Annotated in this window: 18 protein-coding genes; 5 read left to right on the top strand and 13 right to left on the bottom strand. The window is 70.6% G+C overall.

Translation table 11 applies throughout. The annotated features are described in order from the left end of the window. Positions 1-14: 14 nt before the first annotated feature. The 3 genes from JYK02_RS33980 to JYK02_RS33970 all read right to left on the bottom strand — a co-directional run bounded on the left by JYK02_RS33980 (position 15) and on the right by JYK02_RS33970 (position 4,022). Positions 15-1,436 carry a sugar porter family MFS transporter gene (locus JYK02_RS33980; protein WP_207057073.1) on the bottom strand — a complete coding sequence of 474 codons (1,422 nt, stop codon included), beginning with the start codon at positions 1,434-1,436 and terminating at the stop codon, positions 15-17. 148 nt (positions 1,437-1,584) lie between these two features. Continuing rightward, entirely contained in the window at positions 1,585-3,111 is a 1,527-nt protein-coding gene (locus JYK02_RS33975) for a sigma-54-dependent Fis family transcriptional regulator (protein WP_207057072.1), read from the bottom strand. Between the two features lie 74 nt (positions 3,112-3,185). Next, the gene (locus tag JYK02_RS33970) at positions 3,186-4,022 is read right to left on the bottom strand and encodes an MBL fold metallo-hydrolase (RefSeq protein WP_207057071.1); all 837 of its coding nucleotides are present in this window, start codon (positions 4,020-4,022) and stop codon (positions 3,186-3,188) included. 212 nt (positions 4,023-4,234) lie between these two features. Between JYK02_RS33970 and JYK02_RS33965 the strand changes: the two genes are divergently transcribed. Further along, on the top strand, positions 4,235-4,996 hold the full coding sequence (locus JYK02_RS33965; protein WP_207057070.1) for a ParA family protein: 762 nt from the start codon (positions 4,235-4,237) through the stop codon (positions 4,994-4,996). Positions 4,997-4,999: 3 nt separating this feature from the next. Here JYK02_RS33965 and JYK02_RS33960 read toward each other — a convergent pair whose 3' ends face one another. The 4 genes from JYK02_RS33960 to JYK02_RS33945 form a co-directional block, all read right to left on the bottom strand. Beyond that, the gene (locus tag JYK02_RS33960) at positions 5,000-5,425 is read right to left on the bottom strand and encodes a hypothetical protein (protein ID WP_207057069.1); all 426 of its coding nucleotides are present in this window, start codon (positions 5,423-5,425) and stop codon (positions 5,000-5,002) included. A gap of 221 nt (positions 5,426-5,646) precedes the next feature. Further along, positions 5,647-6,147, bottom strand: a complete 501-nt coding sequence (locus tag JYK02_RS33955) for a hypothetical protein (RefSeq protein ID WP_207057068.1) — start codon at positions 6,145-6,147, stop codon at positions 5,647-5,649. Positions 6,148-6,220: 73 nt separating this feature from the next. Then, positions 6,221-6,832, bottom strand: coding sequence for a dihydrofolate reductase family protein (locus JYK02_RS33950; RefSeq protein WP_207057067.1), 612 nt, complete (start codon positions 6,830-6,832; stop codon positions 6,221-6,223). A 121-nt stretch (positions 6,833-6,953) separates the two neighbouring features. After that, the gene (locus JYK02_RS33945) at positions 6,954-8,348 is read right to left on the bottom strand and encodes an alpha/beta hydrolase family protein (RefSeq protein ID WP_207057066.1); all 1,395 of its coding nucleotides are present in this window, start codon (positions 8,346-8,348) and stop codon (positions 6,954-6,956) included. Between the two features lie 70 nt (positions 8,349-8,418). Here JYK02_RS33945 and JYK02_RS33940 point away from each other — a divergent pair, with 70 nt between their 5' ends. Beyond that, positions 8,419-9,330 carry a glutaminase gene (locus JYK02_RS33940; protein WP_207057065.1) on the top strand — a complete coding sequence of 304 codons (912 nt, stop codon included), beginning with the start codon at positions 8,419-8,421 and terminating at the stop codon, positions 9,328-9,330. A gap of 18 nt (positions 9,331-9,348) precedes the next feature. Here JYK02_RS33940 and JYK02_RS33935 read toward each other — a convergent pair whose 3' ends face one another. The 4 genes from JYK02_RS33935 to JYK02_RS33920 all read right to left on the bottom strand — a co-directional run bounded on the left by JYK02_RS33935 (position 9,349) and on the right by JYK02_RS33920 (position 11,805). Continuing rightward, positions 9,349-9,825: an SMI1/KNR4 family protein gene (locus JYK02_RS33935; RefSeq protein WP_207057137.1), complete on the bottom strand. Its 477-nt coding sequence runs from the start codon at positions 9,823-9,825 to the stop codon at positions 9,349-9,351. A 13-nt stretch (positions 9,826-9,838) separates the two neighbouring features. After that, positions 9,839-10,210 (bottom strand): hypothetical protein, encoded by a 372-nt coding sequence (locus JYK02_RS33930; RefSeq protein ID WP_242589508.1) that lies wholly within the window; start codon positions 10,208-10,210, stop codon positions 9,839-9,841. Between the two features lie 313 nt (positions 10,211-10,523). After that, positions 10,524-11,450, bottom strand: a complete 927-nt coding sequence (locus JYK02_RS33925) for an alpha/beta fold hydrolase (RefSeq protein WP_207057063.1) — start codon at positions 11,448-11,450, stop codon at positions 10,524-10,526. Next, positions 11,437-11,805 carry a MerR family transcriptional regulator gene (locus JYK02_RS33920; RefSeq protein ID WP_207057062.1) on the bottom strand — a complete coding sequence of 123 codons (369 nt, stop codon included), beginning with the start codon at positions 11,803-11,805 and terminating at the stop codon, positions 11,437-11,439. Before JYK02_RS33920 ends, JYK02_RS33925 begins: the two co-directional genes overlap by 14 nt. Before the next feature lie 108 nt (positions 11,806-11,913). Between JYK02_RS33920 and JYK02_RS33915 the strand changes: the two genes are divergently transcribed. Continuing rightward, a complete protein-coding gene (locus JYK02_RS33915; RefSeq protein WP_347402646.1) occupies positions 11,914-13,113 on the top strand; it encodes an MFS transporter in 1,200 nt (399 codons plus the stop codon). Positions 13,114-13,116: 3 nt separating this feature from the next. Here JYK02_RS33915 and JYK02_RS33910 read toward each other — a convergent pair whose 3' ends face one another. Together JYK02_RS33910 and JYK02_RS33905 are read right to left on the bottom strand one after the other, a co-directional pair. Next, complete coding sequence (locus JYK02_RS33910; protein ID WP_207057060.1) at positions 13,117-14,490, bottom strand: metallophosphoesterase; 1,374 nt, start codon at positions 14,488-14,490, stop codon at positions 13,117-13,119. 15 nt (positions 14,491-14,505) lie between these two features. Next, positions 14,506-15,978: a C25 family cysteine peptidase gene (locus tag JYK02_RS33905; RefSeq protein WP_207057059.1), complete on the bottom strand. Its 1,473-nt coding sequence runs from the start codon at positions 15,976-15,978 to the stop codon at positions 14,506-14,508. Positions 15,979-16,317: 339 nt separating this feature from the next. On the opposite strand from JYK02_RS33905, the gene JYK02_RS33900 reads away from it, so the two are divergent. Then, the gene (locus JYK02_RS33900; protein ID WP_207057058.1) at positions 16,318-16,515 is read left to right on the top strand and encodes a DUF6229 family protein; all 198 of its coding nucleotides are present in this window, start codon (positions 16,318-16,320) and stop codon (positions 16,513-16,515) included. A gap of 120 nt (positions 16,516-16,635) precedes the next feature. Then, on the top strand, positions 16,636-19,479 hold the full coding sequence (locus tag JYK02_RS33895) for a type 2 lanthipeptide synthetase LanM family protein (RefSeq protein ID WP_242589507.1): 2,844 nt from the start codon (positions 16,636-16,638) through the stop codon (positions 19,477-19,479). Positions 19,480-19,486 lie beyond the last annotated feature (7 nt).

The raw sequence follows: 19,486 nt of genomic DNA, 5'->3' as shown, positions 1-19,486 counted from the left end.
CCTGTCTCGCGGGGCTACATCTGTTCCAGCTCCCGACCCTTCGTCTCGCGGATGAACTTCGCGGCGAAGAAGACGGAGAACACGGCGGCCGCGGCATACAGGCCGTACGCCCAGCCCAGCCCGATGGCCTGCAGCGACGGGAACGTGGCGGACACCAGGAAGTTGGCCAGCCACTGCGCCATGGCCGCGATGGACAGCGCGAGCGCGCGGATGCTGTTGGGGAACATCTCGCCCAGCAGCACCCAGACGACGGGGCCCCACGAGAAGCCGAAGAAGACGACATAGAGGTTGGCGGCGATGAGCGCCGTGGTGCCGGCCGCGCCATGGAGGACGGGCTTGCCCGCGGCGTCCAGCGGCGCGGTGCCGAAGAGGTACGCCATCAGGCCCAGCGTGAGCGCCATGCCCACGGAGCCGATGATCAGCAGGGGCTTTCTTCCCACCTTGTCCACGAACGCGATGGCCACGAGCGTAGTGAGGATGTTGGTGACGCTGGTGATGACGGTGATGGCCAGCGAGTTGTGCTCGGAGAAGCCCACCGCCTGCCAGAGGACGCTGGAGTAGTAGAAGATGACGTTGATGCCCACGAACTGCTGGAGCATCGCGAGCACGATGCCGATCCACACGATGGGCAGGAACCCGAAGCGGCCGCCCTTCAGGTCCGCCAGGTGCGGCGTGTAGTTCGCGCGCAGCGAGCGGCGGATCTCCACGACCTTGGAGGGCGCGGCGTCCCCCTCGATGTCGCGCAGCACGCTCAGCGCCTCCTGCTCGCGCCCCCGGGCCACGAGGAATCGCGGGGACTCCGAGATGAAGACGGCGCCGATGCCGTAGAAGAGCGCGGGCGGCAGGCCGCTGAAGAACATCCACCGCCACGCGGTGAGGCCCAGCCAGGTGGGGTTGGAGGCGGAGCCCGCGTAGAGCGCGATGGCGAAGTCTCCCAGCAGGGCCACGAAGATGCCGACCACGATGGCCAGTTGTTGGAGCGACGCCAGACGGCCGCGCAGATACGCCGGGGCGATCTCCGCGATGTACGTGGGCGCGACGACGCTGGCGAAGCCCACCCCCAGGCCGCCCACCAGCCGCCAGAAGCTCAGGTCCCAGAGGGAGAACGCGAGCCCGGACCCGATGGCGCTGATGATGAACAGGCCCGCCGCGAGCATCATCGCGCGCCGGCGGCCGTAGCGGTCCGCGAAGGGCCCCGCGGCGAAGGCGCCCGCCGCCGAGCCGATGAGCGCGGAGGACACCGCCAGCCCCAGGCCCAAGCTGCTCGCGGCGAACTCGGCCTTCAGGGCGGTGACCGTGCCGTTGATGACGGCGGTGTCGAAGCCGAAGAGGAACCCGCCCAGGGCGGCCACCACGGAGATGCCAATGACCCTGCCGGTCCGGGTCTCCCGCTGCGCCGGGGGACCGCTCGTCGGGACATCGAGGACATCCGCCATGACGTGCTCCTTCCCCCTCGGACGGGCGCGTGTCCGGCCCTGACAGAGAGGTGCCCCCGGTGGCCACCGAAAGGCACCCCCGGACAGGGCGCCGCTCGCAGGGCCGCTCCTTGGGGGCGGGGCCACGAACCCGGGGGCGGACCGAAGCTCAGCCCTCGTCCGCCAGGCCGTACTCCTTGAGCTTGCGGGCCAGCGTGTTGCGGCCGATCTCCAGCGTGCGCGCCGCCGCGGTGCGGTTGCCCTTCACGGCCTCCAGCACGCGCAGGATGTGGCGGCGCTCCACCTCCGCCAGCGGCAAGAGGAGCGGGGCGTCCGGCGCGGCGGCCAAGGGCGCTTCCGGCGCGGTCGGCGCGGCGGAGGACGGTGCCCGGTCCAGGGAGGGCAGGGGAAGGTGCTCCTCCAGGATCTCCCCTTCGGACAGCACCACGGCGCTCTCGATGCAGTTCTCCAGCTCGCGCACGTTGCCGGGCCAGCGGTAGCGCTTGAGCCGCGCGAGCGCGGCGACGCTGAGGCGTGGGACGGGCAGGCGGTGGCGCTTGGCGGCGGTGGCGACGAAGTGGCGCGCGAGCCGCTCGATGTCCTCCGCGCCGCGCTCGCGCAGCGGGGGCAGCAGCAGCTCCACGACCTTGATGCGGTAGTAGAGGTCCTCGCGGAACTTTCCCTCCGCCACCATGCGCGGCAGGTCGCGGTGGGTGGCCGCGACGATGCGCACGTCCACCTTGACGGCCTGCGTGCCGCCCACGCGCTCGAACTCGCGGTCCTGCAGCACGCGCAACAGCTTGCCCTGCACGGCCTGGGGCAGCTCGCCCAGCTCGTCGATGAAGACGGTGCCACCGTCGGCCGCCTCGAACTTGCCGGGCACGCGGTGGTCGGCGCCGGTGAAGGCGCCCTTCTCATGGCCGAACAGCTCGTTCTCGATGAGCGCGGCGGGCAGGGCCGCGCAGTCCACCTTCACGAAGGGCTTGTCGCGCCGGGGGCCGTTGACGTGGATGGCGCGCGCGAACAGCTCCTTGCCGCAGCCGCTCTCGCCGCGCAGCAGCACCGTGGCGTCCGTGGGCGCGGCCTTCTGCACCAGGCGGTAGAGGGCCTTGAGCGGCGGGGCCTCGCCGATGATGCGGTTGAAGAAGTAGCCCACGGGGGCCTGCGGCTGATCCTTCGCGCGCTGGAGCTCCTGGTAGAGGCTGGTCGTCTGGAGCGCGGTGCTCACCTGGGCCGCGATGTCGGTGAGCTTCTGGGTGTCCTCCTGCGTGAAGGCGCCGCCGCCCAGGCGGTTGAGCACCTGGAGCACGCCGTACACGGCGCCCGCCGAGTCGCGCAGCGGCACCGCGCAGAGGCTGACGGTGCGGTAGCCCGTCATCCGGTCGATGTCCGCGAAGAAGCGGCGCTCGCCGCGAGGGTCGGGCACGTGCACGGGCTCGCCGGCCTCCGCCACGTAGCCCGCCACGCCCTGGCCCAGCTTCACGCGGATCTGCGCGACCTCCGGGAGGTGCGCCGCGCGGCTGAACAGCTCGCGGCGCACGGGGTCCAACAGCCACAGCGTGCCCCGGTCCGCCTGCAGCGTGATGGCGATGCGGTCCACGAGCGTCTGCAGGAAGGCGTCCAGGTCCACCTCGCGCCCGACGAGGCCGCCAAGGGGGAGCAGGACCTGGGACACATCCGTCGGGGACGAGGGCATGGCGGCGGGCAGCGGCGGAAGGGAGAAGGGCGCTGGCTGCACTGTAGCAGCGCAGGGCTCCGGGCTCGCGGCGCTCATGCGCCCGCCGCGCGGCCCAGGAGCATGCGCTGGCCTTCACGCGCGGGCTCGGTGAAGGGGAACAGGCCGCGCGCCTCCTGCGCCATGTCCTCCAGCAGCTCGTCCGCGTGGGACGGGTCGTGGTGGAAGAGGAAGAGGCGCCCGGCGTGCAGGTCCTTGGCCACCTTGGCCGCGTCCATCATCGTCGAGTGGCCCCAGCCCTTCTTGGACACGCCCTTCTTCCCCTCGTACTCGTCGGGCGTGTACTGCGCGTCCAGGCACAGCGCGTCCGCGCCCTCGAAGTGGCGGGCCACGTCCGACGTGAGGCGCTCCGGCAGCTCCACGTCCGTGGCGTACACGAACGAGTGGCCGTCCGCTTCGACCCGGTAGGCCATGCAGCCGTCCGGGTGTGGCACGTCGATGGGCGTCACCTTGAAGGGGCCCACCTCCACGGTGCGGCCGTGCAGCGCGGCGCCGAAGCTCATCTTCGAGCGCATGGTGGACAGCGGCACCGGGAACTGGGGCGGGCGCATCTGCTGCGACAGCGTGGACTCCAGCGCCTGGGCGCCGTTGGCACCGGGGCCGTACATCGTCAGCGACGTGGTGGGCAGGTACGCGGGCGTGAAGAAGGGGAAGCCCTGCACGTGGTCCCAGTGCAGGTGGGAGAAGAACATCGTCGCCTTCTGCGGAGCGCCCTCGCGCATCATGACCTCGCCCAGCGTCCGGATGCCCGTGCCCGCGTCGAGGATCAGCCGCTCGCCCTGGCTCGTCACCTCCACGCACGCCGTGTTGCCACCGATGCGCGAGCCCGACACCGCGATGCTGCCCCGAACGCCAAAGAAGCGGATTTCCATGATGGGTCTCCTGATGCTCCGACACCCGCTGGGGGCGCCCTGACGTGAGGGGGACAGAGCACGTCCGGTGCCAGCGCCAAGGGGCTGGAATCATTGGAGTCCGCGGGGAGGGGGAGGGCGGGCCGCTCCATTCTGGAGCGCCCTGGATGGGGCAGGCCGGTCCAATCCGGCGCGGCCCAGCACACGGCCGATTCCTGGTACATCCGGGGCCCATGCCGGTCATCGCGTTCTGCACCATCAAGGGAGGCGTCGGGAAGACGACGCTGTGTTCGCACGTGGCGGCGGCGCTGGCGGACGCGGGCCACCGGGTGCTGCTGCTGGACCTGGATCCGCAGGCGCACGCGTCGCTGGTGCTGGGGCTGGAGACGCGCGAGGGCCCGTGCGTGGCGGACGCCTTCGGGCCGCGGCCGAAGCACAAGTTGGATGAAATCGTGGTGGCGTCTCCCAAGCGGCCGGGGCTGTTCATCGCGCCGGGAGCTCCGCGCATGGCGGCGCTGGAGCGCGAGCTGTTCGGCTGGGGGCACCGGCTCCAGGCGATTCCGCGCGCGCTGAAGACGCTGTCGTGGACGCCGGACGTCATCGTCGTGGACACGCCGCCGAGCATCGGCGCGTTCACGGAGGCCGTGCTGGCGCACGCGGACGTGGTGGTGGCGCCGGTGCCCACGGGCGCGTTCGCGCTGCAGGGCCTGGGTGAGATTGAAACCGCGTGGCGCGACGTGCGCGAGGACGGCGGCCAGTTGGTGGCGGCCGTGAACCTGTGGGACCGGCGCACGCCCGCGACCAACGAGGCGATGGAGGAGGCGCTGAAGGACGTGACGGTGCCGGTGCTGAAGGCACGCATCCCGCGCTCGGAGGCCATCAACCAGGCGGGGCTGGGCTACGAGGTGGTGTTCGACGTGAGCCCGAACGCCGCGGGCGCGGAGGAGCTGCGCGCCATGTCCCGCGAGCTGGCGAAGCTCGCGGGCCTGCGCTGACGCTTATCGCTGTTGAGCGACGATGAGGCCACGACGCACATCGACTGCGTAGAGTCCGCCTGCATCCGTGGCTGTGTCGTTCGGGTCGCAGAGTTCGGTGCGCGCGTAGACACCGACCAGATAGATGCCGTCCGGCAACTGCTCCACTGACACCTGATAGATGTCGCGACGGAAGAGGCACAGTTCGACCGGTGTCGCGTCCTTGGGCGGCTTGCGGTCCAAGGGGAGGAAGTCATCCATCGCGAGTTGGACGGCGGTGGCGACGTCCCCACTGAGGACTGTTGTCCGGCCCTCCTGAAAGGGAAGGGGCGGGAAGACGAACTTCTGGGCCTCCTCGAGAGGGGCATGCGGTGGGCGCATCGAGCGCTGGAACAGGGAGCACCCGCTCAATGCAACGAGCGACAAAAACAGCAGCGACGCGCGTGTCATCGGGATCCCTCTGGCACAGGAAGAATGATGCCGCTCACCTTGTCAACGACGCGCCCGATGAGCATCCAGCGGTGCCCCTGCCGCACATAGACCTCGCCAGGGCGCTCCTGCTCAAGATGCGGGACGTACATCTGCACGGTGCACGTCGCGTCCATCTGCACGCGGAATGAGTATCGCTGACGAGACTTCCAGCGATCCTGGATGGACAGCGGCGAGTAGCGTCACGGGTGGGTGTGGTAGTCCGCGAGGATTGCTGTCCGCCCCCGCTCATCCACCACTTTCTTCGGCACGCGGCAGTCCTTGAAGTCCTTGTTCTCAGCGCTGAGACGCGGGGTCTCCAGCGCCGCGGGCCAGGATGCGTAGTAGCGGCCCTCATGGGAGTAGATGACCCCGCAGTACTCCTGACCATAGTCGCCCCGAGGTGGCGCGGCGGCGGGCAACTCCATGAGCGGGGCGCACAGCTGGTCGACGATGGCATCTGCTTCGACGGAAGAAGCGATGACAGGCCACGGTCCACGGACCCATGGAATCTCGCGGCCGTCGCGGACTTCAATCCCGAAGTACGTTCCGTTGCCATCCCGGAGATACGAATAGCCGCTGCATGCCATGAAGAGCGTGAGCGCTGCCATCCAGAGCAACGGCACCATGCCTTCCCTGACGCCCCTCGAGACGCGGGGGGCAAGAACGCTGGCATCGCCCAAGAGGTGGCGGGGGTCCGGCATGGCACAACATGCCATAGCCGAAAAATGTGAAAGTCAAGCTGGCGGAGCGCGGGCCTGCGCTGACGCTTGGGCCCTACTCCCCGATGGTGCCCACCTTCAGGGGTCCGCCGCGCCGGTAGGTGAGCAGCACCACCCCCGTGGGCGTGATCTTCGATGCGGCGAGCTGCAACATGCGGGGCTGCGTGCCTGCTCCGAAGAGGCGCCGGCCGCTGCCCAGCGTCACGGGGAAGACGTGCAGGTGCAGCACGTCCACCAGGTCGTGCTCCAGCAGGGTCTGCAGCAGGCCGCCACTGCCATGCACTTGCAGCTCGCGGCCGGGCAAGGCCTTGAGGCGGCGCACCGCCTCCACCGTGTCCCCCTCCAGCAACTTCGAGTTCGCCCACTCCACGCTGCGCAGGGTGGTGGACGCCACGTACTTGGGCAGCGTGTTGAGCGGCCCGGCGATGGGGTGGTCCGGCGCCGTCACCTTCGGCCAGTAGCCCGCGAAGATGTCGTACGTCCTGCGCCCGAGCAGGAACGCGTCCGCCCGGCTGAAGATGTCGACGACGTGCGCACCAAACTCCGGGCTGGAATGGGGTTGCACCCAGCCGCCGTGGGCGAAGCCGCCGCTCGTGTCCTCCTCCGGGGCTCCCGGGGACTGCACCACTCCGTCCAGCGTCACGAACTCCGTCACCGTCAGTTCCATGGTCGCATCCGTCCCTTCCGGGCAGTCCATCCGCCCGTCCAGATTGGCGACGAATGGGCCGCGCGCGGATCGACACGCTCGCGTTTCCGGTGGCCTGGGAGACGGGCCGGCGTGCGCTGACTCAGGGCGTCGGAAGGCCAGGAGCGAGGCCGGAGCGCACGTTGGCTTCCGTGAAGGTCGTGCCCCAGACGGCGTTGAGCGCCTGGGCGACGAAGGCGGCGCCCGTCTGGAGCGTGCCCTGCGAGGCCTCCAGCATCTGGACGCGCGGGTCGGTGAGCTCCAGCAGGCGGGGCACCACGTCGCTCACGTCACGGCCCTGCGCCTGGGCGGCTCGCACGCCCTGGAGCCACGCGCGCACGGTGCCCTGCGCGTGGGGGATGAACAGGGGTTGCTCCGCCGCGCCCAGCTTCACGACGAGGTGTCCCACGCCCAGGGTGATGATGACGCTGGCGTGCGTGGCGATCAGCGGCCCGTGGTCCGGGGGCAGGGTGTTCCAGTCCACGGCCGCGAGGTTCTGGAAGTACATCGCCGTGAAGCGCCGCGGGTCCTGGGAGACGAGCGCGCGCGTGTGCTCCACGGGGATGAGGGTGTCCCATTCGTCGTGGAGGATGAGGAACGGCGTCTGCACCGTGCTGGCCAGGTGGGCGGCGGTCCAGCGCGTGTAGTCCGACCCGGGCGAGCCGGGGTCCCCGCCGGTGGTGGCGTGGATGCGGCGGAAGTAGGGCTCGAAGAACTGCTGATAGCGCGAGCGCATCGCCGGGGCGCTCACGCGCGACGGCACGACGCGGCCCACGTAGTCCACCTCCTGCGCGAAGTCGGACAGCGGGGCCAGGGCCACACCCACGCTGGGCACCACCGTGGCCGGAGCATCCGCCGCCGCGTAGAGCGCCTCGTAGCCGCCCCACGAGAAGCCGAAGATGCCGATGCGCGTGGTGTCCACGTTGGGGGCCTCGGCCAGGAAGCGCAGGCCCGCGTTCATGTCGTCGCGGTCGTTCTGCAGATCGCCGCCCGCGTAGAAGCGGCCGAAGACGTTGAGCACGCCGAAGTCATGGAAGAGGTAGACGAAGGCCTCGTTCGCGATGGTCTCCGGCGTGGTGGGCGTGTAGGCGATGGGCGAGGAGCCCGGCCCGAAGTGCGGCTCGCTGTCGTCCGGGTGGATGCCGGCGCCGCGAGCGGCCCACTTCGCGTCCACGGCCTCGCCCGTCCACGCGATGCCGTCATAGGGCCTGGTGATCATCACCACGGGGGAGACGCCCGGCTTCCGGGGCGGGAACCACTGCGCATAGGTGGCGGCGCGGCCGGGCACCTCCAGCTTGAGCAACTGGTACGGCCACGTCTGGCCCGCGGCCTTCAACTCGCCGGAGCCCAGCTTCGTCACCTGGACGGAGCCAGGGTCCGTCGGCGTCTCGTCCGGGGTCTGGCAGGAGTTCGTGGACGGACTGGGATTGCTGCAGCACGCGGTGGGGAGGGTGCCCAGGAGGCAGAGGGCCAGGAACGTGGTGGAAAACAGGCGCATGCCCCAGGAGACACCGTGGCGCGGATTTTCTGAAAGCCCCCTCGCGCGTTCCGGACGAGGATGGCGGCACATGGACTACCAGGCGGTGTTGTCGGAGGTCTGGGACGCGGTGCGGCCGGTGCTGGGGCAGGGCCGCGTGGCGACATACATCCCGGCGCTGGCGGCGGTGGATCCCCACCGCTTCGGCATGGCGCTCGCGACGGTGGAGGGGGACGTGTACGGCGTGGGGGACTGGCGTGAGCCGTTCTCCATCCAGAGCATCTCCAAGGTCTTCACCCTGGCGCTCACGTTGGCGCGGGACGGGGATGCGCTGTGGAAGCGCGTGGGCAAGGAGCCATCGGGCAACCCGTTCAACTCGCTGGTGCAGCTGGAGTACGAGCAGGGCATCCCGCGCAATCCGTTCATCAACGCGGGCGCGCTGGTCATCACGGACCGCCTCCAGCGCCTCACCGGGGACGCGCGCGGCACGCTGCGCGACTTCCTGCGCGCGGAGAGCGGCAACCCGTCGGTGGACTTCGATCCGGTCATCGCCGCGTCGGAGGCGCAGCACGGCCACCGCAACAGCGCGCTGGCCCACTTCATGGCGAGCTACGGCAACATGGAATGTGCCGTCCCGGAGGTGCTGGAGCACTACTTCTGGCAGTGCTCGCTGGCGATGAGCTGCGCGGACCTGGCGAGGGCCTGCGGCTTCCTCGCGCGTCACGGGCAGCGCGCGGACGGGGCGAGGCTGCTCACGCGCAGCCAGGCCAAGCAGGTCAACGCGGTGATGCTCACCTGCGGCACGTACGACGCGGCAGGGGAGTTCGCCTACCGCGTGGGGCTGCCCGGCAAGAGCGGCGTGGGCGGAGGCATCATCGCCGTCATCCCCAACCGCTGCGGCCTGTGTGTCTGGAGCCCCGGGCTGGATGCGCGGGGCAACTCGGTGGCCGGAGTGGAGGCGCTGGACCGGTTCACGACACTGACTGGCCTGTCCATCTTCTGATCACAAGCCGTCTTGAGGTCACTCACCTTGTTCTTCGAGGGCCTTCAACCAATAGGACCGCCCACCTGACGCCAATGCGCTCTCGAGGAACTCCGCGAACGAGTGGGCAATGACGGGGCAGTAATAGGGGTCGGGAAAGCCCTCGCGGTAACCGTCGCGGAGGGAATAGCGCCCATGCGTCTGTTGCCTCACGTCCAGGAGCGCGTAGTTGCTGTCCTGGAGCTGGCACACCGCGTACCAATCCGCGGGACCCGCCGCATCGGTGTCGGCTTGGGACATGACGACCCGCGCGCGCCTCACTTCCGCGAGCGGCAGGATGTGGTACGGCGCGTTGGAGCCGCGGAACAGCCTTGCTCCATCAAATCGCGAGTAGAAAGCGCGCAGGTCCGGATCCAGGCGCCATCCCATTCGATGCTCGAACGCATCGACCGCTGCCTCCGTCGCGGACGGATGCGGAAAGTGCTGGGCTGCCACTGCGTCGAGAAGCTCGGTCATCGTCGGCACGTGGCTACTCTCCGTAGGGATGGCTGACCCCGACGCTCGTCCATGGGGGTTGAGCTGCGTAGCACTGGTTGTAGACCTGATTCAGGCCCGAATGGAGGTCGGCAGGAAAGGGGATGATGTTGTCCCAGTCAGTCGGGTTGCCACCGTGCTTGAGGTCGCGGATGTGGTGGGCCGGGTAGTTGTTCCCGCTGGCGTCAGTGGGCCATTGACCGAACTTCTCCGCCCATCGCTCGCGGAATCCATCCCGGATGGACTCCCATCGGTTCCGTGCCGTTGCGTTCTGGCTGACGCTCAGCGGTGGGTAGTTACAGCAGCAGTTGGTGATGCCGAACCGGCTCCCAGCTCGGTACACGTTGCCGTCGAAGTCCATCTTCACGTCCGCGAGCCAGATGCAGCCCTGGAGGGCGTATCCCTCTCCGGAGCATTTATCGCGGCAGTAGTCCATGAGCTGCGGACTGCACTGCCAAGGGCCGTAGAAGATGTTCGTCCTGAACTGCCCGCCGCCTGGGACCGTGACCTGCGGTCCCACCCATCTGCGTACGCCGGCCGCGGAGCCAATGGCACCCTCGGTACATGCGGACAGAGACAGCGCTCCGGCCAACAGCACAGTGAAGCGACTCCGTGATGCCTTGTTTGTAGGTGTCATGCCGGCACGGTATCGGCCGGCACCGACACACGACGCTGCTGGATCAGCTCAGGCCGTCCAGCAGCGTGGCCAGTTTCTGGGGCTGGGACGCGAAGGGCGAGTGCGACGTGTCCAGCGTGGCCACGGTGAAGGCGTTGCCCGGCGTGAGGGCGTCCGCTTCGCGGATCATCAGGTCCTGGATCTCGGGGGGCATGGCGCGATCCCGGGCGCAGCGCAGGTAGCTGCGGGGGATGCGGCCCCAGCGCCCCTTCGTGGCTCCGACGTTGCTCGTCCACAGCGACACCGGGAGGTCGGGCGTGAGCGTGAGCGCGAAGGGCAGGAAGGCTGCTTCGTCCACGTCGTGGTAGAAGCCCGCGCGCAGGGCCTCCAGGTACTTCGCGTCTCCTCGCGGGTTGATCCGCACCGCGCCCAGCTTCGCGGCATCGCCGATGAAGAGGGCAGCGCCATAGGGCGTGTAGGCCTCGGGCAGCGCGCCGTAGCGGCTGGCGCTCTGGAGCCGCAGCGGGACAAACGCGCTCAGGTACACCAGCCGGCCAATGAGATGCGGGGCCTTCTCCGCCGCTCGGGTGATGACGGTGCCTCCCGCGCTGTGGCCCACGAGCACGGGCTTGCTGGGACCGCCCTGGAGCTTCTCCATCGCGGCGACCACCGCGTCCGCGCAGTCCTCCAGCGTGACCTCCGCCTGGGGCGAGCGCTCCTCCTTGAAGCGCGCCGTGTCACCCGTGAGGTACGACGCGGGGAAGCGCGCGTTGAGGCCGTGGCCGGGCAGGTCGATGGCCACCACCTGATGCCCCTTCGCGGACAGGGCCTCCGATACGCGCGTCCAGTGCAGGGCGTTGTGCCACGCGCCGTGCACCAGCAGGAACGTCCTCGTCTTGCGGGGCGCCTTCACGGGCGTCGCCGCGAGCCCGACTCCCGGCAGCAGGCCCGTGCCCAGCAGGGCGGTCTTCATCACGTCACGACGGTTCATGGGGGACTCGATCGTTGTTGGGGGGAAGCACTGCGAGGAGGCGCTCGCGCAGGCGCGCGAGGTCGAAGAGCTGCCGCTCCACTTCCGCCAGCCGCTCCCGATGGGCCGCGAGCGCCTCCGGACAGATGGCGTCCGTGACCTGCCGGAGCATGCAGCGCGGGAACGTGGCGATCTCCTCCAGGGAGAAGCCCAGGCGGATCATCCGGGCCACCTGCATCACCTGGGGGACGGCCGCCTCGTCGAAGTCGCGGTAGCCGTTGTCGCGGCGGTGGGAGGCAATCAGCCCGGCCTTGTCGTAGTGGCGGATGGAGCGCGCGCTGCTGCCCGTGCGCCGGGCGAGTTCTCCGATGTTCATCCTGCTCTCCTGGAACCCGACGCTAGGGCCTGACACCGGTGTCAAGGTCAAGACCGGGCTGGTGATTGTGACCGACGAGATGCACGACCGCGTTCTAGGGTGCGCCGCGTGAACCCGTCACCGCCCGTGCCCCGTCCGCGTCCCGTGCTGCTCGCGCTTGCCTACCTGGCCTTCATCAGCCTGGGGTTGCCGGACGCGGTGCTGGGGGTCGCGTGGCCCTCCTTGCGGAGCACGTTCGGGCTGTCGCAGGCGATGATGGGCTCCATCCTCGGGACGGCGGCGGTCGCGTACTTCATCTCCGGGCTGCTCGCGGGCCGGCTGATGCGGGCGCTGAACCTGGGGCTGCTGCTGGCGCTGAGCACGGGCTCGGTGGCGCTGGGACTCACGGGCTACGCGACGGTGCCCCTGTTCGTGCTGTTCCTGGCCGCCGCCTGCTTCATCGGCTTCGGTTCCGGCGCCATCGACTCCGCGCTCAACAACTACGCGGCCCAGAACTTCGGCCCCAAGCACATGGCCTGGTTGCACGCGGCCTACAGCGTGGGCGCCGCGACGGGGCCCGTGTTGATGACCGCGCTGCTCGCGCGGGGCGCGGGCTGGCGGACGGGCTATGCCGTCCTCGCTGGGGTGCTGGGGACGCTGGCGCTGACGTTCCTGGTGCTGCGCCGCAAGTGGGGGGCGGCAGAGAGGCCCCAGGGTGACGTGGCACCGGCGGAGGTCCCCACCGCGTCCGCGATGGAGGCCGTGCGCCGTCCGCGCGTGTGGCTGCAGATCCTCACGTTCTTCGTCTACACGGGCCTGGAGGTGACGGCGGGCCAGTGGAGCTTCACGGTGCTGACGGAAGGCCGGGGCCTGCACACCGCCGCGGCCGGCACCTGCGTGAGCCTCTACTGGGGCAGCCTGCTGGTGGGGCGCATTCTCTCGGGCTTCGTCGTCGAGCACCTCGGCCCGGTGCGCATGCTGCGCGGGAGCACGGTGCTGGCGGTGGTGGGCTCGCTCCTGTTCGCCATTCCGTCGGTGCCGCCCGCCCTGGGGCTCGCGCTGCTGGGGCTCGCGCTGGCGCCCATCTTCCCGGCCCTGATGTCGGAGACGCCGCGCCGCGTGGGGCTGGACGTCTCCGCCCACGCGGTGGGTTTCCAGGTCAGCGCGGCGACCGCGGGCGTGGCGGCGCTGCCCAGCCTCGCGGGCATCCTCGCGGAACTCGGAGGGCTTCAGCTCATCGCGCCGTACATGCTCGGGGTGGCCGTGCTGCTGACCGTGCTGCACGGCGTGCTGTCCGCCGTGGCGGACCGCCCCCAGCTCTCGCGCTGAGCTTCAGCTCGCGGACGGAAGCTCCGCGCTGCGCAGTGTCTTGGGGCCCTGGGCCGTCCACTGTGACAGTCGCAGCGTCGCGCCCTTCGCGGACGCGTGGGGCTCCACCTCCACGAAGGTGAAGCGCTGCTCCAGCTTCGCGTGCTTCTGCTTCGCCGGGTCCAGCGATGGATTGACCTGGAGCTCCGCGAGGTATTCGCCCCATTCCTCGTCGGAGGCGTCCGGAGCGGGGAGTTGCAGGAGGGAGATCCACGTGCCGGTGTTGGCGTAGAGGGGGCCCGTGCCTTCGTGCCAGCGGGCCGCGTGCGTGTGGCCCATCACCACCGCCTGGGGGCTGTACTTCCTGCCCAGCCGCGCGGTCTCCGCGAGCTCGGCCTGGCCGGGCTCCAGCGCGAAGTAGTCCGTGCCGCTCCTGCCGGCGACGGCGCGGTGCAGGCGCGCGTAGAGCGCGAAGCCCGCCCTGGCCAGCTTCAGCCGGGCGCGGCCCAGGGCCTCCGGGTTGTCGAAGGCGTTGAGCTTCTCCGGGTCGAGCACGGACAACAGCGCGTCCACCTCGTCGTCCTTCAGGTCCACCCGCGCCAGGCTGCGCGCCAGGTGCGCGTCCGCATCCGACGCGCCCACCGCGTCCATGGGTTCCAGCGCGAAGGCCGGCGCGAGACCGCGGTTCTCCAGCAGGCGGCGGATGAGCGTGAGCGTCCCGGCCGTGAACAGGACCTTGAGCGCGTCCGGCTTCACGCCGAGCGCCACCATCACCGCGCCCTCGAAGTCCGGCTTGAGCAGGTCCATGTACCGCATGCGGTGCTGGTGCTTGAGTGGGTTGAGCAGCGTCTTCACCAGCACGGAGCCCGGCGGATACCGGAAGCGGTTCGCCCGCTCCGGCGACAGGAGCGAGTCGTAGTCGATGCGGTTCGCCACGTCGGTGTGCTCACCGTGCGTGACGAGCACGCGCGACCCGCCGACGTCCAGTTGCAGGGGCGCGGTGCCGTCCCGGAACTCCAGCCGCGAAGCGACGTCGGGCGGTTGGCCCAAGGCGGAGCGGATCACCCCCTGGACGTCCGGCAGCGCCAGCTCCAGGTCATGGTTGCCCACCACCATCGTCGCCCGGCCCCCCGCGGCCAGCACCCGTCCGAGCGCCATCAGCGCGGGCGCGGTCGTCGCGGACGTCACCAGCGCCCGGGCCTGCTCCAGCGTCCGCTGCGGATCCACCGCCAGCGGGTCGTCATTGAGGAGGAAGTCGAAGCTGTCCCCGTTGAGGACGACGTGCGTGGGCGTGCGGGTGAAGGAGTCGAGGAGGGCGGGCAGCTCGGCGGCGCCCGCGAAGATGTCGTAGGGGCCTCCGTTGCCGAGGTGGAGGTCGCTGAGAATGAGCGTTCGCATGGGTCGATGCTCCTTTCAGGGAAGCGCCTGCAGGTCGTTGTGCCGGATGCTCACGGCGGGATCGCCGAGCACCACGTAGTTGCGAGCGTCGTTGCGTTCGATCCACCGGTGGATCAGCTCGCGAGGGGCGAGCTTTCCCCGGGTCGTGTTGGCATCCAGGTGCACCAGCAGGAGGTTGTTGACGGTGGAGAACCGGTCCCGGAAGTCGCGCAGGGCCTGGCCCACCGGGATGCCTGACATGATCTTCCAGAGCGTGTTCTGGAAGGGATGGAGGGTGGGCTTCAGCTTGCCCAGGGGCTTGATGGAGAAGCCCCAGGCCCGCTCCACGTGGCCGATGACCGCGAGTGCGCCGCCGCCGGGATGGGACAGGAGCCGCCGAGGCAGTGCGGAGATGAAGGGAACACTCGCGAGCGCCTCGCCGCTGCGTGAGGCATTGAGCGGGAACTCGTCGTGCGCGGGCGTGCCCATGCCAAAGCAGGCGAAGAAGAACGCCACCACTCCATGGAGCCGTGCGTCGTCCTGGATGTCCGACGCCGCCACATAGTGAGCGGGGGCCATCGCGCCGAAGCCGGTCCAGTCCTGGGTGAGCAGCGCGCCCTGGCTCGAGCGTTGGAGTGGATCCTTCGCGGAGAAGGCGACGCCGTGGGAGGCGGTGAAGAGCACCGCGGGCCGCTCCGCACGGCCGTGGAGCTGGGAGAGCAGCCAGTCCTTGGTGGCATCGTCCTCGATGGCATCCCGGCTGGCGTAGCGGACCTTCGCCGCGAGCCCCTTCTTGGGATCGGGAGGTTGATCCACGTCCGCGCCCCGGAACAGGGGCAGGACCAGGTGGTCGGCGCTGAGCTCCGTGGAGCGGTCTCCCAGGTGGCGGGGCCCCCAGCCGCTCACCAGCCGGTGGCTGGCGACGCCCGCGTCCGTCTCATACGCCACGACGCTTTCGGCGTAGCGGGCGTATTCCCCGGGCGTGTCGAACGACAGCCTGCCGACGGCGTAGGTGAGGGACAGCGAGTGCTGGACGTCGAAAGGGATGGTGTCCGGTCCGCCGACGAGCAGGAGGTAGTAGGGGATGCACTCCGGTTCGATGTCCCCGAGCGCAGCGCCGTTGCGCTCCAGGAACTGCTCCGCCGTCTCTCCGTCCTTGTAGGTAAGGACATGGGCCCGGTTGGCATCCGTCACCCGGCCATGGCGGTGGGCGATGAGCGGCTCCAGGGCCTTGCGGACATCCGCTGGGGTCGCTTCGGCGAACACCACGCCCCAGCCAGCCTCCGTGTAGTCGTTCCGGTTGATGTCGAAGGCCAGGTCCATGCCGGCCCGGGTGGGATTGAAGCGCAGCCACTTCCGCCATGCCTCGAAGGCCTCGGAATTGGCACCGGGCTCCGCCACCTCCGCTGCCGCGGGCAGTGCGATGGGCGGCACCAGGTACTGCCCGGTGACGCCGTCGATGCCGTTGAGGACCAGCGGGTCGTCAGGGCTGGGGACGGAGTCCTTCACGTTCACCTCCTCCTCGTCATACTAGGCCTCCCCGCTGACCTGGAAAGAGCGGACAGGGGCCCGGCTGTCGAGCCCTCGGCGTTCGTGAGCCGGGGGTGTCGCGTGGCGGGCTCGCCTTCCGACCCCGGGGCTGGCGTGTCCTCTGGTCCACAGCTTCCTCGTCCCCTCGGGCAGCGGCGTCGTGGCAATCCCTCACGCCTCAACAAGTCAGACTGTGCTGCGTATGACTTTGACCTGCCGCGTCTGGCATTGGAGGGTGTGTCTGTGTTCACGTCCATTCCGCGTCCGGCACGTCTGGCACCCCTCGCCATGCGCGCCCGGCCGCGAGGGAGAGCACTCATGACGAAGAAGGCCTCGGTCCAGGATGTGGTGCAGGGCTGGCTGTCCGGTGATGAGGAGTCCCATGGCATGACGAACCCGGCGGGCCCGGTGTTCGTGGGAGGTGCGCGCACGGAACAGGCGCTCACGGAGTCCAACCTCGTCGCGGACACGGGCTGCAGCAGCTGCAGCGCCTCCAGCACTGCCTTCTGCTGTTGATCCATCGCGGACCCCCGTCCGCATGAATCTCCCCTCCGGCGCCGTGCGCGGTGCCGGAGGACTTCCCGCCGTTCCCCACACCCCCTGGGAGCCCCCCTCATGGTCCACGAGGAAGCGTCGATGGCTGCCGAGGTCCCTCCCGAGGGATGGCTCGCGCGCCCCGTGAACGTCCTGCTGGCACCGCACCTGGACTCGCTCGCGGAGCGGCTGTCGCGGATGGAGGGACTCTCCCCGGCGGAGCGCGGCGTGGTGGAGGCCGCGGCCCGGGAGACGCTGGGCTTCAGCGCCCAGCTCAAGCTCAACCGCGTGCTCCTGCTGGAGCTGCACGCCGCATCGCTGGAAGGACGGCTCGACGCCGCGGACTCGCCGGGACGGTGGGCGCAGTTCCTGGACCACGCCTGCACCTCCGGCTTCCACGCGCACCTGCGCGAACGCTACCCGCCGCTCCTGGACCGGCTGGCGACGCTGGGCCGGCTCCAGACCCAGGCGGTGCTGCGGCTGGCGGACCGGTTCGTCGCGGATCGCGAGTCGCTGGTGGAGCTGCCCGGCCGTCCTCGCGGCGCGCTCAAGCGCCTGCGCCTGGGAGAGGGGGATGCCCACCGGGGCGGCCAGACGGTGGCGCTGCTCGACCTGGAAGAGGGCTCGGTGCTCTACAAGCCCCGGTGCATGCGCGTGGATCGCGCGCTGGAGGGGCTGCTCGCGCGTGTGCTGGCGCCGGACGCCGAGCCCACGCGGATCCGCGTGCCGGCCGTGCTGGTGCGCGCGGGCTATGGCTGGGCGGAGTTCGTGGAGCACCGCTTCTGCGCGAACGAAGCCGAGCGCGGACGCTTCTACCGGAACCTGGGCCACTGGCTCGCGGTGATGCGCCTCTTGGGCGGCACGGACCTGCACTCGGAGAACCTCATCGCGCACGGGCCGGTGCCCGTGGTGGTGGACGTGGAGAGCCTCTTCACCCCCGACCCGCCCGTGCCTCTGGCCGAGCGCGGGCTGGCGGTGGACCTGGCCGCGAAGGCCATCCGTGGCACCGTCCTGCGCACGGGCCTGCTCCCCGTGCGAAGCGGAGGCCCGGGCCTGGGCGGCCTGGACATCTCCGCGGCGGGTTCGCTTCCGGGACAGCAGCCGCGCGTCCCGGCGCCCCTCATCGTCGGGGGTGGCACGGATGCCGCCCACCTGGGCATGACGCTGATGGAGCGCCCGCATGCGATGAACCACCCCAGCCCGGACCCCGTGCTCGCACGGCACTGGGACCAGGTCGTGGAGGGCTTCCATGAGCTGACCGCGCGCATGAAGGCGCTGGACGCGTACGGAGGCCTGCGCCCGCTGCTGGATCCGTTCACGGGCGCGGTGGTCCGGCGCATCCTGCGGCCCACGCAGACGTACGCGGAGCTGCTGCGCATGCTCTGGCACCCGGCCTCGCTGTACGACGCGCCCCGGGCCTACGCGCGGGCGCGGGACGTGATGCGCAAGAACGCCGACGTGTCCCCCGGCGCGCCGTCCTCGACGCCCGTCATCGACGAGGAGCTGGCGGACTTGTGCGTGGGGGACATCCCCGTGTTCACCCAGCCCGTGACCCGGAGCGTAATCGACACCGCGCTGGAGGCCTGGCGGTCGGTGGATGAGGCCCTGGAGGAGATGACCATCCAGAGCACGCTGATCAGCGCGTACCTCAACGAGAAGGCCGTGCCTCCTCGCGTCCCCGCGCCAGCCACGCCCGCGCGCCGGGAACGTCTGGACGCGCGCCGCCGGGCCCAGTTGTCCAAGCTGGTCCGCCGCGTGAGCGACGCGGCCGTGCGGGGACCGGACGGGACGGCGACGTGGATCAGCCCGGTGCTCGCCGAGTACGGCTGGGCCGTGCGCCCGCTCTCCGCCGAGCACTACAGCGGCCAGGGCGGCGTCGCGGTGGTGCTGGCCCAGTACCTGCGCGAGGTCGGCCACGGCCGCGCGGACGCGGTGGACGGCCTGCCCGAGCTGCTGGACGGCGCGCTCGCGGTGCTGCGCGCCACGGAGGACCGGGTGCCGGTGAAGCAGCCGGGCGGCTTCTCCGGGCTCGCGTCGCAGGTGTGGATCTGGTCCACGCTGCATGACCTGGGCACGGTGCCCGGCGCGCTGGACCGGGCCCGTGAGCGGGCGGTGGCGCTGACGCCCCAGGTGCTGGACGCGGACGGCCTGCTGGAGGTGCTGGGCGGCGTGGCGGGCGTCATCGTCCCGATGCTCAACCTGGTGGACCAGACCGGCGAGTCGAAGTGGCTGGACGTCGCGGCGCACGCGGGCCGGCGGCTGGAGGACACGGCGCGGAGCGCGGGGGGCGACGCGCGGTGGTCCACGTCGATGTTCCCCGAGCCCATCGGCGGCTTCGCGCACGGCACGGCGGGCATCGCCTGGGCGCTGGCGCGGCTGGGCCTGAGCGCGGCGGGGACGGCGGCGGACCGGCGGCGGTGGCGCAGCCTGTCCGAGCGCGCCTTCGACTTCGTGGATGGCCTCTACCGGCCGGAGCTGGGCAACTGGACGGACCTGCGCCGCCCGGAGGCCACGGATCAGCTCACGACCTGGTGCCACGGCAGCACGGGCATCGGCCTGGCGGCGGCGGACCTCTTCGCTCGTACCGGGGCCGCGCGCTACGGGGACCTGTTCCAGCGGGCCCGCGCCGCGGCCGTGCGCGAGGGCTTCGGCTGGACCCACACCCTGTGCCACGGCGACCTGGGGTTGTGGGAGCTCCTGGAGACGGCGCGGCGGCTGTCCTCGGCGCCGCTCGGGCCGGACCGGGAGGTGCTGGACGCGGAGCTCATCTCCGGGCTGGAGGCGCGCGGCCCGGTGGCGGGGCTCGCGCGCGACGCCTTCTCACCCGGGCTCATGGCGGGGCTGGGCGGCGTCATCCACACGCTGCTGCGCATGCACCCGGAGAGCCGGCTCGTGTCGCCGCTGCTGCTGGGGCGCGCGCCGGACATGGATCCCGACGCGCCCTGAAGCCGCG

The sequence above is a fragment of the Corallococcus macrosporus genome (assembly GCF_017302985.1).
GTDB classification, from domain to species: domain Bacteria; phylum Myxococcota; class Myxococcia; order Myxococcales; family Myxococcaceae; genus Corallococcus; species Corallococcus macrosporus_A.
This window is presented reverse-complemented; position numbering and strand designations above follow the sequence as displayed.

Coding starts and splice junctions, on each gene's coding strand:
- JYK02_RS33960 (WP_207057069.1), bottom strand. CDS start 5,425: ATGACACGCGCGTCGCTGCTGTTTTTGTCGCTCGTTGCATTGAGCGGG.
- JYK02_RS33955 (WP_207057068.1), bottom strand. CDS start 6,147: ATGCCGGACCCCCGCCACCTCTTGGGCGATGCCAGCGTTCTTGCCCCC.
- JYK02_RS33935 (WP_207057137.1), bottom strand. CDS start 9,825: ATGACCGAGCTTCTCGACGCAGTGGCAGCCCAGCACTTTCCGCATCCG.
- JYK02_RS33895 (WP_242589507.1), top strand. CDS start 16,636: ATGGCTGCCGAGGTCCCTCCCGAGGGATGGCTCGCGCGCCCCGTGAAC.
- JYK02_RS33975 (WP_207057072.1), bottom strand. CDS start 3,111: ATGCCCTCGTCCCCGACGGATGTGTCCCAGGTCCTGCTCCCCCTTGGC.
- JYK02_RS33925 (WP_207057063.1), bottom strand. CDS start 11,450: ATGAACCGTCGTGACGTGATGAAGACCGCCCTGCTGGGCACGGGCCTG.
- JYK02_RS33970 (WP_207057071.1), bottom strand. CDS start 4,022: ATGGAAATCCGCTTCTTTGGCGTTCGGGGCAGCATCGCGGTGTCGGGC.
- JYK02_RS33910 (WP_207057060.1), bottom strand. CDS start 14,490: ATGCGAACGCTCATTCTCAGCGACCTCCACCTCGGCAACGGAGGCCCC.
- JYK02_RS33980 (WP_207057073.1), bottom strand. CDS start 1,436: ATGGCGGATGTCCTCGATGTCCCGACGAGCGGTCCCCCGGCGCAGCGG.
- JYK02_RS33965 (WP_207057070.1), top strand. CDS start 4,235: ATGCCGGTCATCGCGTTCTGCACCATCAAGGGAGGCGTCGGGAAGACG.
- JYK02_RS33940 (WP_207057065.1), top strand. CDS start 8,419: ATGGACTACCAGGCGGTGTTGTCGGAGGTCTGGGACGCGGTGCGGCCG.
- JYK02_RS33920 (WP_207057062.1), bottom strand. CDS start 11,805: ATGAACATCGGAGAACTCGCCCGGCGCACGGGCAGCAGCGCGCGCTCC.
- JYK02_RS33900 (WP_207057058.1), top strand. CDS start 16,318: ATGACGAAGAAGGCCTCGGTCCAGGATGTGGTGCAGGGCTGGCTGTCC.
- JYK02_RS33950 (WP_207057067.1), bottom strand. CDS start 6,832: ATGGAACTGACGGTGACGGAGTTCGTGACGCTGGACGGAGTGGTGCAG.
- JYK02_RS33945 (WP_207057066.1), bottom strand. CDS start 8,348: ATGCGCCTGTTTTCCACCACGTTCCTGGCCCTCTGCCTCCTGGGCACC.